The sequence below is a fragment of the Butyricimonas sp. RTP31003st1_G1_RTP31003_210430 genome (genome assembly GCF_040920905.1).
In the GTDB taxonomy this organism is placed as follows: domain Bacteria; phylum Bacteroidota; class Bacteroidia; order Bacteroidales; family Marinifilaceae; genus Butyricimonas; species Butyricimonas paravirosa.
The window spans coordinates 33,474-47,041 of record NZ_JBCOSQ010000017.1 but is presented as its reverse complement, the minus strand read 5'-3'; the positions used below and the strand labels follow the sequence as shown (position 1 = coordinate 47,041).

The 13,568-nt window shown below is 42.9% G+C and carries 9 protein-coding genes; 8 read left to right on the top strand and 1 reads right to left on the bottom strand.

The window, feature by feature from the left end; all coding sequences use genetic code 11:
* Nucleotides 1-9 precede the first annotated feature (9 nt).
* Entirely contained in the window at nucleotides 10-1,341 is a 1,332-nt protein-coding gene (locus AB5542_RS07320) for a TolC family protein (protein ID WP_118304434.1), read from the bottom strand.
* A gap of 585 nt (nucleotides 1,342-1,926) precedes the next feature.
* On the opposite strand from AB5542_RS07320, the gene AB5542_RS07315 reads away from it, so the two are divergent.
* The 8 genes from AB5542_RS07315 to AB5542_RS07280 all read left to right on the top strand — a co-directional run bounded on the left by AB5542_RS07315 (nucleotide 1,927) and on the right by AB5542_RS07280 (nucleotide 13,560).
* Nucleotides 1,927-3,294, top strand: a complete 1,368-nt coding sequence (locus tag AB5542_RS07315; protein ID WP_279037888.1) for a Gfo/Idh/MocA family protein — start codon at nucleotides 1,927-1,929, stop codon at nucleotides 3,292-3,294.
* A 194-nt stretch (nucleotides 3,295-3,488) separates the two neighbouring features.
* Entirely contained in the window at nucleotides 3,489-4,004 is a 516-nt protein-coding gene (locus AB5542_RS07310; RefSeq protein ID WP_279037726.1) for an RNA polymerase sigma factor, read from the top strand.
* 65 nt (nucleotides 4,005-4,069) lie between these two features.
* Entirely contained in the window at nucleotides 4,070-5,245 is a 1,176-nt protein-coding gene (locus tag AB5542_RS07305) for a FecR family protein (RefSeq protein WP_279037729.1), read from the top strand.
* Nucleotides 5,246-5,339: 94 nt separating this feature from the next.
* Complete coding sequence (locus AB5542_RS07300) at nucleotides 5,340-8,645, top strand: SusC/RagA family TonB-linked outer membrane protein (protein ID WP_279037731.1); 3,306 nt, start codon at nucleotides 5,340-5,342, stop codon at nucleotides 8,643-8,645.
* 19 nt (nucleotides 8,646-8,664) lie between these two features.
* Nucleotides 8,665-10,161, top strand: a complete 1,497-nt coding sequence (locus AB5542_RS07295; RefSeq protein WP_279037733.1) for a RagB/SusD family nutrient uptake outer membrane protein — start codon at nucleotides 8,665-8,667, stop codon at nucleotides 10,159-10,161.
* A 25-nt stretch (nucleotides 10,162-10,186) separates the two neighbouring features.
* Nucleotides 10,187-10,879, top strand: a complete 693-nt coding sequence (locus AB5542_RS07290; RefSeq protein WP_279037735.1) for a DUF4843 domain-containing protein — start codon at nucleotides 10,187-10,189, stop codon at nucleotides 10,877-10,879.
* A 45-nt stretch (nucleotides 10,880-10,924) separates the two neighbouring features.
* Complete coding sequence (locus AB5542_RS07285) at nucleotides 10,925-12,604, top strand: hypothetical protein (RefSeq protein WP_279037737.1); 1,680 nt, start codon at nucleotides 10,925-10,927, stop codon at nucleotides 12,602-12,604.
* A 29-nt stretch (nucleotides 12,605-12,633) separates the two neighbouring features.
* Complete coding sequence (locus AB5542_RS07280; RefSeq protein ID WP_279037739.1) at nucleotides 12,634-13,560, top strand: ABC transporter ATP-binding protein; 927 nt, start codon at nucleotides 12,634-12,636, stop codon at nucleotides 13,558-13,560.
* Nucleotides 13,561-13,568 lie beyond the last annotated feature (8 nt).

The window sequence follows — 13,568 nt, the reverse complement described above, 5'->3', positions numbered from 1 at the left end:
TATTTTACATTAGATTTCGATAGGTTGATTTCGATAGAAGTTGAGCAGTTTGAGTGACAGAATCGCCTCGAACTTTGCTTGAATTTGTTCCTGCAAGGCGGAAAGATAATTGTTCTTTTCCGTGAGTAGTTCCACCGTGTTTTTCATACCGGCGTCGAATTGGGCTTGAACGAGGTTGTAACTCATCGTGGCCGATTTCACGCTGTTCGTGGCAGCGACGTACCTGCTTTGCGCGGAGATCACGTTCTGGTGGAGTGTCTCTACCGTTTTCCACAGTTCCTTGCGTGTATTCAGTTCTTCCAGACGGGCTGTTTCCGTTTGTAATTTTGCTTTTTCAACGGCAGATTTGATCTGGCGATTTTTAGAAATGGGGATGCTGATGTTGATCCCCACGTTCTCGTTTAATCGATTATTTAGTTGTTTTGAAAAAGAGTGGTCTGATTCCGAGTCATGGTTCGTGGCCACGGATGCGCTGAGCGAGATGCTGGGCAAGCGATCTCCTGCCGCGATCTTTTCTTCCAGCTGTGCCGATTCCACGTTCAACTGACTGTTTTTCATTTCCGGCATGGTTTCTAGGGCGATCTGGTAAACTTCCAAGAGGGAAGGTGCAGGGGTGAGTACCTGCGTGTCCTCCAGTTCCGGGAAATAGACATCGAAACTATCTGTTGGTTCCAGTTCTAACAATTGTTTTAATTGCAATTTGTTCAAAGTGAGCGTGTTTTCAGCCATCGTCACGTTGTACTGATCGTTGCTGTACTGTGCCTCGATCTGGGCATAATCGCTGGGGGCAATCGAACCGGCAGCCAATAGTTCTTTGGAACGTGCCAGCTGGGCGGCAGAAGTTTCCAACGTTTGACGGTTGGTTTTTAGCGATTCGTTTGCGTAAAGTATTTGCAGGTAGGCCTCGGTGACGGCAATTTCGATGTCGTTCTCGGCCATGTTTACCTGATACTCCTGTGCCGTGTTCGTGATTTGCTGTTGACGGATGGAACGGGTTAATTTACCCCCATTATAGATTGTCAGTCCGCCGTTCAAGGTGTAACTGCCCGTGTAGGCGCTTTGAGATTTGAATTTGCCATCTGTCTGTTCTGTTTTCTGGTGTCCCCAGCCCTGAGAACTACTAAATGTCAACGAGGGGAAAAGCTGGGCTTTCGCCTGTAATAAATCCACGTTAGCGCTTTGTTGCGTTACTTTTGCCGATTGCACCTGAATGTTGTTTTTCCGGGCATAATCGATACAATCCTTCAAATTCCAGGAAGAAGTGGGCTTTTCCTGAGAAAAGCCCACTAAGGACGGAATGATTATAAAAAGGATGGTTGCAATGTTCGTTTGTATATTCATCTTGTTTTCTTTTTTTGCTTTTTACAAAGATATAAGGTGTTGAAAGCGAATACAATTAATTTAGATGTTGAGAGATTTTTTCCCGATGAATGAGTGTTTTTTGTCGACGAGGGATGTTGTTTTTAGGTTGGATTCTTAGGTGACTTCGTTTATTCTGGGTAATATATCCTTTTGCCCTAGGTAATAATTTCCAGATTGTTTCCTTATAGTTCATTTAGACCATGGAGCATTCATCTTGGATTCATGTTGCATTCACCTTCGATAAAATTGGTTTTTGATATGGTTATGTTTGCAAATTGGGTGGTATATGTAGTATATTAGTTATTTGGAAAGGTATACTTGGTTTACTGGGGTTGTATACTCATTGTATATCCAGAAAGATCGAAAGGATAGCGAGAGACGGTTTGCTATGCGAATTAGATGAAACGTGTTTATTGGTAAAAACAAATTAACTAATAGCTGGAATAGGTATTGATGTTATTTAAAATTTGTATCTTTACACGTGATATGTTTGTTGTGTTTTTAATTTGATAATTTATGAGGAAAATAACGTTTGTATGTGTCGTGGCAGCCATTTTGTGCGGGATGATTTGTTCCTGTACCAATGGTGTATCAGAAAAAGAGACGAAGAAAAGTTTAATGATCGAGGTGCCTGCTCCCGAGCGTCCCGTTGGGCAGAAGGATGTAGTAAATTTGGTGACGCCGAAACTGGATACCGTGCGGGTAGGGTTTATCGGTTTGGGAATGAGGGGACCCGGTGCGGTGGAACGATTCCTGCATATACCCGGAACGAAGGTGGTTGCCTTGTGTGATATTCGCCCGGAACAAGTGGAGAAATGTCAGGGAATTCTGAAGAAAGCAGGGGTTCCGGAGGCTGTCGGTTACTCCGGAAGCGAGGATGCATGGAAACAGCTTTGCGAACGGGAGGATATTAATTTAGTGTATATTGCTACGGATTGGTTACATCATGCCCCAATGGCGTTGTATGCCATGGAACATGGGAAGCACGTGGCGATCGAGGTTCCTGCTGCTATGAACATGGAGGAAATTTGGGCGTTGATTAATATGGCAGAGAAGAAACAGTTACATTGCATGATGTTGGAGAATTGCGTGTATGATTTCTTTGAATTGACGACGTTAAATATGGCTCAACAAGGTGTGTTTGGTGAAGTTTTGCACGTGGAAGGGGCTTATATTCATAATTTGGAGGAATTCTGGCCTTATTATTGGAATAACTGGCGTATGGATTATAACCGGAAACACAGGGGTGATGTTTATGCTACTCACGGTATGGGACCGGCTTGCCAGTTGCTGGATATTCACCGGGGGGACAAGATGAATTATTTGGTATGTATGGACACGAAGGCTGTTTCTGCTCCCGAATATTTGAAAAACAAGACCGGGGAAGAGGTGAAAGATTTCAAGAACGGGGATCACACGATCACGTTGATTCGCACGGAAAACGGGAAGACCATCCAGATTCAGCATGACGTGGTGTCGCCTCGTCCGTATAGCCGGATGTACCAATTGACGGGAACAAAAGGATTTGCTAATAAATATCCGGTTGCGGGATATGCTTTGAAGCCGACACAAATTTCATCAGATGTGGCTCCCGATCACGAGGATTTGAATTCTCACGGTTTTGTGCCGGAGGATGTGAAGAAGGCTTTGATGGAAAAATATAAACACCCGATTCAGATCGAGTTGGAAGAGCAAGCCAAAAAAGTGGGGGGACATGGTGGAATGGATTTTATCATGGATTACCGCTTGGTATATTGCTTGCGGAATGGATTACCGTTAGATATGGATGTGTATGATTTGGCAGAATGGTGTTGTTTGGGTGAGCTGACAGCTCTTTCTTTAGAGAATAACAGTGCTCCGGTGGCGATTCCTGATTTCACCCGCGGAGGTTGGAACAAGACGAAAGGATATCGTCATGCGATGGTGAAGTAAGTGATAATTTAGAAGTATCATTATTTTTTTTGAGGCTGTTTGATGCAGCCTCATTTTTTTGATAGATAAAGAATAAAATAGAATTTGGCGGATGGATTGATTTTTTTTATATTTTTGGAAAAACAAAGGGAGTGGTTTGGAGCATGATGCCTCAAAATAAATATAGTATAGAAAAATTGGTAAAAAAAGATCCGATGGCTTTTCGTGCTTTTCATCAAGAGCATGTCAGGCTGTATTGCCAATTCGGATTGCGATTTATTGATGATATGGAGGCCGTACGGGATATTGTACAAGAGGCGTTTATTGCCATGTGGGAACGGATAACGACTTTCCGGGAAGAGGCTCACGTGAAAGCTTTTCTTTATGCCACTATTCGTAATAGGGCTATTAATTATTTGCGAGACAGGGAGGTAGAGATAAAGAGTCGGGAGAAAATGTTTCAGTTGCAAAGTGAATCGGAATTTCGGGATATAGCGATAGAGGAAGAAATGTACGATTTCCTTTGCAAGAGAATTGAAAAATTACCGCCGATGCAACGGGAGGTATTATGGATGCACGTGGACGGGTTCTCGAATGAAGAAATTGCAAAAAAATTAAATATATCTGTAAATACTGTATTGACACATAAACAGCGGGCTAAGAATGAGTTAAAAAACTATATTCAATATTTTGCCTTGTGTATGGCAATCTTTTTGAAAAAAAATGAATAGTCCGTGTAGTCGTTTTTTACTGGGAGCGTGTGTATATATAAAATCAAGTCAACAACACGTCTGGTATGAACGAGAAAGATGTATACGGAGAAATAGAAAAATATCGTCTTTTACTACAAAAATATTTTGAGGAGACGCTGGAACCGGAAGAACGGAGGCAGTTAGCCGTGTGGTTATGGGCGGATCGAAAGAATCGGGATCTACTTGTTAAACTACGTGGAGATTGTACTCTGCATGATCGATTCAAAGAGTACGAGAAGATGGATGCGGTACGGGAGTTTGAACTGTTGATTCATCGTTATGATCGGGTAAAACAGAGAAGGATGATTATCCGGTGGAGCGGGGTCGCCGCAGTTTTGATTATTGCTTTATGTGCGATTCCGTTATTCCGGTTGTCGGATTCACAATTACGAGATGAGTTGGTGGTAAAGGAAGGAAAATTACAAGCCGTGTTGACCACCGCCGATGGAAATGTTATTTCGATACAGGAAAAAATGTCTTTACGGGATTTAGAGACATTCCAGATCAGGGATTCCGTGAAAGAATTGATTTGTGGGACGAATTTGCCGGTAAAAGATTCTTTACGCTATAATCGATTGGAGGTCCCGAGGGGGGGCGAGTACACTTTGGTACTGGCGGATGGCTCTTGTGTTCGCTTGAGCTCGGAATCGAGTATTCGTTTCCCTGAAAGTTTTTCCGATTCACTTCGGGAAGTGGAAATCGAGGGAGAGGCTTACCTTGAAGTGAAAAAAGATTCGACTCGTCCTTTTATCGTTCATGTGAAAGAGTTGAAAATAGAAGTGCTGGGAACCCGTTTCGGGGTGCGGGTGTATCAAGATGAAAGCATGGCCAGTACGACTTTAGCGGAAGGGCGGGTGCGTGTCGTCGCCGGGAAGTCAAAGGTGGTGTTAGTCCCCGGCGAACAGGCCTACTGGACAGAAGGAAAATTGCGAAAGCGAGAGGTGGATGTGAATGCGGTCTTGGCGTGGGTGGATGGCCTGTTCGTTTTTGAACATGATGAATTATCGTATGTTATAAATCAATTGTCTCGTTGGTATGACGTGGAATTCCGCTTTAAAGATGAAAAATTAAAAGAGTTCCAGTTTACGGGAACGGTGAATCGAGATGAAGGTTTGGATGGTATTTTAAATTTAATGGAAAGGATGAATGTGGTCTCTTTTGAGAAAAGGAACGGATATATTTGGGTGAAAGAAAACGACAAAGTCAAAGCATATAATTAATTGGGGTAAATTACGTTTGACTTTGCCATTTTAAATTTAACATGACAAAATTATGGAAAAAAATCGAAGATTTCGATCTTTGAAGGATCGTATTATGCGAAAAAAAATGTTCGCTCGTGTGGTGAAGGTTCTTATCGGGATAATTTTGGTTTTTCCCGCACAGGCTCAAGAGAAACAACAACGTGTTTCATTGGCCGTGGAGCAGCAGACCGTGGTTGATATTTTTAAATTGCTGGAACAGCAGGTCTCTTACAAATTCTTGTATCATGATGCCGACATCTTGAAGTTAGGTAAAAAGAATTTGACTTTAAAGGGTGTGTTGTTAACGGTTGCGTTAGATTCTTGCCTGAAAGGGAGTGCTATCGGGTATGAATTTATAGGGACTTCTATTGTTTTTAAACGTTTGGAACGGCGGGAAGAGAGTCGAGCTGTGAGAATTACAGGTGTCGTGGAAGATGAATTCGGTAATTCCTTGCCCGGGGTGACCGTGCTTGTGGAAGGTACGACAATAGGCGTGACGACTGATGAAAACGGAAATTTTGGTTTGGTTATTCCCCAGTTTAAAGAGGTGTCTCTTGTCTTTTCTTTCGTGGGGATGAAAAAACAGGTGGTTAAGTTAAGTATGGACTCTTGGGGAGTGAAACAGGAAAAGTTGAAAGTCGTGTTGGTGGAGGAGAATGTTCGTATGGAGGACGTGGTTGTCACTGGATATGCCAATCTTTCCAGACAGTCTTTCACGGGAAATGCGAAGACCGTGACTGCGGATGAGTTGAAGAAAGTTTCACAAACGAATGTGCTCAAGTCTCTTCAAGTGCTGGACCCGTCTTTTCGTTTGACCGTGAATAACGAGATGGGGTCAAACCCGAACACTTTGCCTAATATCAGTATCCGGGGGGCATCCGGGATCGGGGTTACCGAGTTTGACTCGGAAGATCTTTCTGAAACGGCATTGAGAAATAATCCGAATTTACCGACATTCATTATGGACGGTTTTGAGGTTAGTGTTGAGAAATTGTATGATTTGGATATAAACAGGATCGAGTCAATTACATTGTTAAAAGATGCGGCCGCAACGGCAATATATGGTTCCCGTGCCGCGAACGGGGTAGTCGTGATCACGACGGTGGCTCCTCAGCCGGGCGAGGTTTTGATCACGTATAATTACAATCTGGAAATTCAATTACCTGATTTACGTGATTACAATTTAATGAATGCTAAGGAAAAGTTGGAGGCCGAAAAGGAGGCAGGGCTTTTTGGTGAGAACGTGTGGGGGATTCGGTACTATAACGAGAAACTTCGTTTGTTGGAAAGAGGTGTAGAAACGGATTGGTTATATAAACCTTTGCGTAATGTGGCTAACAGTAAGCATTTTATTCGTCTGGAAGGAGGTGCTAAAGGATTGCGCTATGCCATTGATATGAACTATTACGGGAATAACGGTGTGATGAAGGATTCCGAGCGGAAGGTATACGGAATTGGTTTTGAATTACAGTATCGTGCCGGAAAGTTAACATTCAGGAATGCAGCCGGGTATACCGGGGTAAATGAAAAAGAGTCTCCTTACGGGAGTTTTTCTGACTACACGACGATGAATCCCTATCTGCCTTATCTGGATGATGACGGGACGATGTTGGAGATTATTCCGGTTCCGGGAAGTACGGATGTCCCGAATCCCCTGTATGATGCGACGTTAGGAAGTTATGATAAGAAGAAAACGGAGGAGTTTTATAATAATTTCAGCGTGCAGTATTTTCTGTCTCAAAAACTGAATTTCAAGGCCACGTTGGCTTTAACTCGTAAGATTGGAAATTCTTCGGAATATATTTCACCCCAGGCCGGGAAATATGCCACGACTACTTACAAGGGGGAGTTGACCTTGGGAGATAATTCCGAGACTTCGATAGACGGTAGTTTGTTTGGTTATTATAACGATATTATTAATAGTCACAACATTAATTTCGTTTTCGGGGTGAATCTTCGGGAACGGAAGAATGACGAGGAAACCTATTATTTAAGAGATCTTCCGGCGGGAGGTTTTTCAAGTCCTCAGTTTGCGAGAGAAATGGCCAAGTCTCCGAATGCTTTTGGTCAGACAAATCGGCTTTTCGGGGCGATGATGTCGTTGAATTACACGTATGATAATATTTATTTGATGGATTTGACGGGACGTTTGGACGGAAACTCTTCTTTCGGGAGCGATTCGAGGTTTGCTCCGTTCTGGTCTGTTGGTCTGGGAATTAATATTCATAACTATCATTTTGCGCAGAATTTAGAATGGCTTTCCGAGTTAAAGATTCGGGGATCTTACGGGATTACCGGTAAGGCTGATTTCCCGGCAAAGACGGCTCGCACAGTTTACACGATGAATAGTGATTACGTGTATGCCACGGGGGTGGGAGGAAATATTACTGCCATGGGAAATAAAAAGTTGAAATGGGAGAGGACGAAAATCAGTGACATTGGTCTTTCGTTAGGTTTGCTCGGCGACAAGTTGAGAGTGAACGGGTCATATTATGTGCGCCGAACTTTGGATTTAATAGCCGATATGTATATTCCATCATCTTCCGGTTTCCTTTCTTATAAAGATAACGTGGGAGAGATTACGAATAAAGGATTCGAGTTAGATCTTCGCTGGAAAGTGTTTAGTACAAATAAGATGCAACTATATGTGAATGGTAATCTGGCGGCGAATAAGAACCGGATTGAAAAAATTTCAGAGGCACTGAAATCTTATAATAAACGGGTAGAAGATAGTTATGCGCAAAATGCACTGATAGACCGGAAACCCATGTTGAAATTTGTGGAAGGAGCCTCGACAACCTCGATTTATGCCATGCGTTCTTTGGGTATAGACCCTCAAACGGGTAAGGAGATGTTTATTTCTAAAGACGGTACGGTAGGGAACAAGTGGATTGCGTCGGAGAATGTGGCGGTAGGTAATTCCGAACCGAAAATCAACGGTTCTATCTCCACGAATTTTTATTACAGAGGATTAACTCTTGATCTTTATTTTACATATACCTATGGAGGACAGCAGTATAATCAAACATTACAATCAAAAATTGAGAATGCCAATATTGAAAAGAACGTGGACAAACGGGTATTTACCGATCGTTGGAAAAATGAGGGAGATATTTGTCAGTTCAAGAGTTTGAAGGATTACCGGGAATCAACGAATCCTACCACCCGTTTCGTGCAGGATGATAACACGTTAACATTTCAGTCCCTATCGTTAGGTTACGAGTTACCTGATAGGATTGTACAGAAATTATATCTGAATAAAGTAAGATTTTCATTTAATATGAATGATGTTTTCCGTCTTTCAACAATCAGACAGGAAAGAGGATTATCCTATCCTTTCTCCAGAGGTTATAGTTTTTCGCTGAATATTGGTATTTAAATCGACAAAACAGATGTTTATGAAGAAATATATCATTTTAATCCTATTGTGTATAGGTCTTGATGGTTGTAACTCTTGGTTAGACGTGACGTCCGATCAGGAAGTGTACGAGGAATCGATGTTCGAGGAGAGCAGGGGATATTACACGGCACTAAACGGGTTGTATATCCTGATGGCAGAGGGAACGCTGTATGGCTCGAATTTGAGTTATGGGGCAATGGAGGCTTGGTCCAGAAGTTATGATCTGGATAATAATAACTTGACGACATTTTCGGATCTGGCAAATCTTAAATATGCGAATTCGGGACCGAAGAGTTTGGGGGAGGCTATCTGGTTGCGTTGTTACAAGATTATTGCGGAGGCGAATAATTTGATTCAAGCTCTGGAGGCGGACAAGAATGTCGTGTTCAAACATGGGGATGCCACTCGTAACATGGTACTGGGGGAGGCTTATGCAATCCGTAGTTTAATGCATTTTGAGGTTGTACGTATATTCACGAAAGCTCCCGTGATTGATGGGGGTGGCGTGACGGCAACCGTGCCTTACGTGACGGAATACCCATCTCATGTGAATCCGCCTATTCCCACGAAAGAGATCTTGGCATCCGTTATAAAAGAGTTGGAGAAGGCAAGAGAGTTGGTAAAACCGTTTGATACGGAGTCTGAGTACCCGGGTTCTCTCTCTTATTTAGATCGAAATGTTGACCGTCGTTTAAAGTTAGAGGTAACCGGAGATATAACCGTGACTCATGCCAGCGAGGAATTCTTTCGGTATCGGGCAGATCGATTGGGATATTACCCGATAACCTTGTTATTGGCAAGGGTGTGTCTGTATGCGGGAGATAAAGACAAGGCGTACGAGTATGCCAGCGAGATCGTGGAGATGGTGAACACCCAGACCATTTATGATTTCACGGCTCCGGGATTTATCGGTAATCCGGAAATTGCAATTTCTTCCGTTCATCCGAGGCTTCATGAAGAAATTATCTGGGGACTTTATAATTCGAAATTAACGGATCTGACGGAAAGTTATTTTGGAGAAAGCGTGACAACTAATAAGTTGAGAATTAAGGATCCGAATGATCTTTTTGATAATGCGAATGATGTGCGCCTGAAGGCTATCGTGGATCGGATGCCGACCAAGTTTTCGATAACCGGTAGTAACGAGTCTGATATGAAGCGGGCGAGTACGACAATTCCGGTGATGCGAATCCCGGAAGCCTATTTTATTGCGGCTGAGTGTGTCTTCGAAAAAGATAAGGAGAAAGCCCTTGAGTTGTTTCATACCGTGTTGAAAAAACGTTTGAACGAGGTGTATTCTTTACCTGCGGACGTGGATAAGGTGCGGTTTATGGATGCTTTGGTGGAGGAATATCGACGGGAATTCTTGTGCGAGGGGCAATTAGTATTTCTTTACAAGCGACTCAATATCCCGATACGGATTACTGGGGGAGAATTTGCTCATGATGGAAAGTTAGTGATACCTGTACCCGATACTGAAGCGGGAATTGAATAAATATTGATAATTAAAACAGAAAGATATGCGTACATGTTTTTTTATTCTTTTAAGCGTGTTGTTTGTGGTCGGGTGTGAAAAAGAGAAAGCGGATCTTTTTACCGATACGAGATATATAAAATTCCGATTCTATAATGACTTGGGAGAGGATTATTACAAGTTGAATTATTCTTTTGCTTATGAGCCGGATGACGTGCAGGAGAAAGAGCTGAAAATTCCGGTAGAATACAGGGGGTACACGTTAACAGAAGGTTTGGCCTATGCCGTGGCTGTTGACACGGGGACAACGTTACCACAGAGCGGATTTAATCTGACCGTGAACCAGATTTTTCAAGCAGATTCGAGTTTCATTGATTCTTTGACCGTGGTGTTGTTTCGGGATGAGAGTTTGAAACAGGAAAGTAAGAAGTTAAGAATCAAATTGATTTCCAATGAGAATTTTCAAACTTATATGTCAGATTCTCTGTTCGTGGAAATTACGGTAGATGATATTTTCACGAAGCCATCTTGGTGGGATTTGGCTGTGGAAGAGGCTTATCTTGGGAAATATTCGGCGCTTAAATATCAGGAGTTTATTGACGAGACCGGTATTGTTGACTTCGGAGAGTTGGATGCTTCCGAGAAGAGGCATTATGCCCTGTTGTTCAAGCGGGCTTTGGAACGGGAACCTCGGATGGATGAAGATGGAAAACCGATGTCAGTGACGATTACTGGATGATGGGTTTATGTAGTAATGGTAATAATGGATTTAAAATCACGAGATATGAAAATAAGGATAATTATGATATGCCTTTTGGGGTTGGTATTGTTGAATGCTTGCCTGGAGGATCACACGAATCTGGATTACAATGACGTGATGTTGCCGGATACGGTGAGAGTGATTGATAAGGTGAGTGGGAAAGCAACAACTTTGTCACATTCTGAAATGTTTCAAGGATCGTTTTCCCTGTTGGCCGGGACGGAAGTTGAGTTAGAGGCAGAGGTCGTCTATTCCGGTGGAGCGGAATTGGGCTACGAGTGGCAATTCGATGGAAATATTATCGGAAACGAGAAAAAGTTGCATCACGTGTTCACGAAAGAGGGACGTTTGGTTTTACTTGTTTACCGGGGTGATAAAACCAAAGTGACGGATTATCATATGCTTATCAACTTGGTCCAGCCTTTCGGTAGTGGGGTTTACGTGTTGGCAAAACAGGAAGGGAAGACCGTGGTGGACTTTATGCGGTACTACACGGAGAAAGAGAGTGTGACTTTCCTGGGGCAGTCGATGGAAATGAATATACCTTATTATGAGGAACAAGCAAATGTTTTCTCGTTGTATAATGATGGAGAAGAACTTCAAGGCAGTGAACCGGTAAAGATGGTGTGGGGACAAGGGAAAGACAAGACGCAAGTAATGCAGGTTCTGGATCGGGACTGGCGTTATTCGATGGCATTTTATGGGAAGACGATAGAAAAAGTGGCCGGGATGGATGATGAGTTTGTCGGGGAACCAGCAAATCTTTTTGTGAAGGGCATGGTGAACGTGGGAATGTCAACTTTGTTGTACGGGGAGCAAGGTGATGCTTATGTTCGGACAAATTATGACAATGGAACACCTAATACGGGAAGATTCAGTTCTCAACGGTTACGGTTTGATGATCCGAATGATGTGCCAGATCAAGGATGGATGGACGTGGAGGCTAATTTTGTAGTAGCGGATAAACAAGTATCGAACAACTGGGCGATTATTCATGAGAAGAGTAAGGAGAGATTCCTGTTTTTCTCGGTTAGTAGTACTTTTATGCCGGACGATACGGGAGGAATTGATTACTCCGTGGTACTTCAATTCCCGGAAATCAAACTGAAAGATAACGAGGTTGCGTTACACAAGTTTGATAAGGAAGTGGTCGCCGTGCTACCACCGTTGGGTTATCCTCAACGTACGCATATTATTTACAAGGACGGGGCAAATTATCGTTTACAGGCACACACGATTTCAACTAGTATTTATAGTATTCCGCACACGGTGAGATATACGATCGACGGGAATACTTTGTTGGGGGCAGACGTGGCGGCTTTGTTGGACAAGGAGGGAACTATTGTCATGAAGAGTCAGAATGATTCCCGTCAGGATATTTTCTATGTCATATCAGAGAATACGATCTATCAATTGGATGCTAACGGGGGGAATAAGTCCGTACTTTATTCTTTCGAATCGGGACGTAAGATTACGAATTTCTTCCGGCTGAGTCCTTGGGCCTCTCAATCGGCGGCTCCGGCAACACAATATTTTAGTGGATGGTTGTTTGCGGTTGCTTTTGATAACGGGGAGTTCAAGATTGGAAGATTGTATAAAGATCCGTTGAAACCCAATGAAATGCAATGTACTTACTTGTTGGAAAAGAAATATGATGGAGGGGTAGCCGACATTAAGTTCATTTATAGTAACGTGATCATGTAGATGGAGTAGTTGTATGTAAATCACATAGTATGGAAAAACCAATTTTACAGGTAAAGGATTTGTCCCATCGCTATAACGTGCAGTGGGCAATCCAAGGGATTAATTTTGAAATATCAAAGCATGGTATTTATGGTTTACTTGGCTCTAACGGAGCTGGTAAATCAACCACGATGAATATTATCTGCGGGGTACTTAAACAGACCCGGGGTAGTGTGTTGATCAAGGGGATTGATGTGCGAGAGAATCCTGTCTCGGCGAAACGCTGTATCGGATTCTTACCACAAAAACCCCCTTTACACATGGATCTTTCCGTGTATGAATATCTCATGCATGCAACCCGGATGAGGCATGTACCTTCCTCCGAGAGGAAAAAAGCTGTGAAAGAAGTGATGGAGCGTTGTGGTATTGCCCATTTTGAGAATCGTCTTATTCGCAATTTGTCGGGAGGTTACCAGCAGCGTGTCGGGATCGCACAAGCGATTGTTCATAAACCGGAATTCGTCGTGTTGGATGAACCCACGAATGGGTTGGACCCCAATCAGATATTGGAGGTTCGACGTTTGATTCAAGATATATCGAAGGAGTGTACGGTGATTCTTTCTACGCATATCCTTTCCGAGGTACAAGCTGTTTGTGATCACGTGTATATGATTGAGCAGGGAACTATGGTCTTTTCCGGTTCGCTGGAAGAATTTGATAATTATATTATTCCGGATTCTTTTGTCGTGTCATTGGCCTCTCCGCCATTGATAGAAGATTTGAAAGTGATACAAGGGGTAAAAGAAGTTGAGGAGTTGGGTGGAATGAATTTCCGGGTGCATTTCACCGGGGAGGATGCCAACCCGGTGATGGAATTGATGGTGAATACCAGCCGGCAGAGAGGGTGGAATCTGAAAGAAATTCGTTTAGAGAAAAGTTCTTTGGATGTCATTTTTGCCGAGTTATCCAAGAAGTAAAGCGTAAC

Bases quoted from the DNA above. Each gene is read 5' to 3' on its own strand.
- AB5542_RS07280 (WP_279037739.1), top strand. From the start codon at position 12,634: ATGGAAAAACCAATTTTACAGGTAAAGGATTTGTCCCATCGCTATAAC.
- AB5542_RS07320 (WP_118304434.1), bottom strand. From the start codon at position 1,341: ATGAATATACAAACGAACATTGCAACCATCCTTTTTATAATCATTCCG.
- AB5542_RS07300 (WP_279037731.1), top strand. From the start codon at position 5,340: ATGCGAAAAAAAATGTTCGCTCGTGTGGTGAAGGTTCTTATCGGGATA.
- AB5542_RS07285 (WP_279037737.1), top strand. From the start codon at position 10,925: ATGAAAATAAGGATAATTATGATATGCCTTTTGGGGTTGGTATTGTTG.
- AB5542_RS07315 (WP_279037888.1), top strand. From the start codon at position 1,927: ATGATTTGTTCCTGTACCAATGGTGTATCAGAAAAAGAGACGAAGAAA.
- AB5542_RS07290 (WP_279037735.1), top strand. From the start codon at position 10,187: ATGCGTACATGTTTTTTTATTCTTTTAAGCGTGTTGTTTGTGGTCGGG.
- AB5542_RS07310 (WP_279037726.1), top strand. From the start codon at position 3,489: ATGGCTTTTCGTGCTTTTCATCAAGAGCATGTCAGGCTGTATTGCCAA.
- AB5542_RS07295 (WP_279037733.1), top strand. From the start codon at position 8,665: ATGAAGAAATATATCATTTTAATCCTATTGTGTATAGGTCTTGATGGT.
- AB5542_RS07305 (WP_279037729.1), top strand. From the start codon at position 4,070: ATGAACGAGAAAGATGTATACGGAGAAATAGAAAAATATCGTCTTTTA.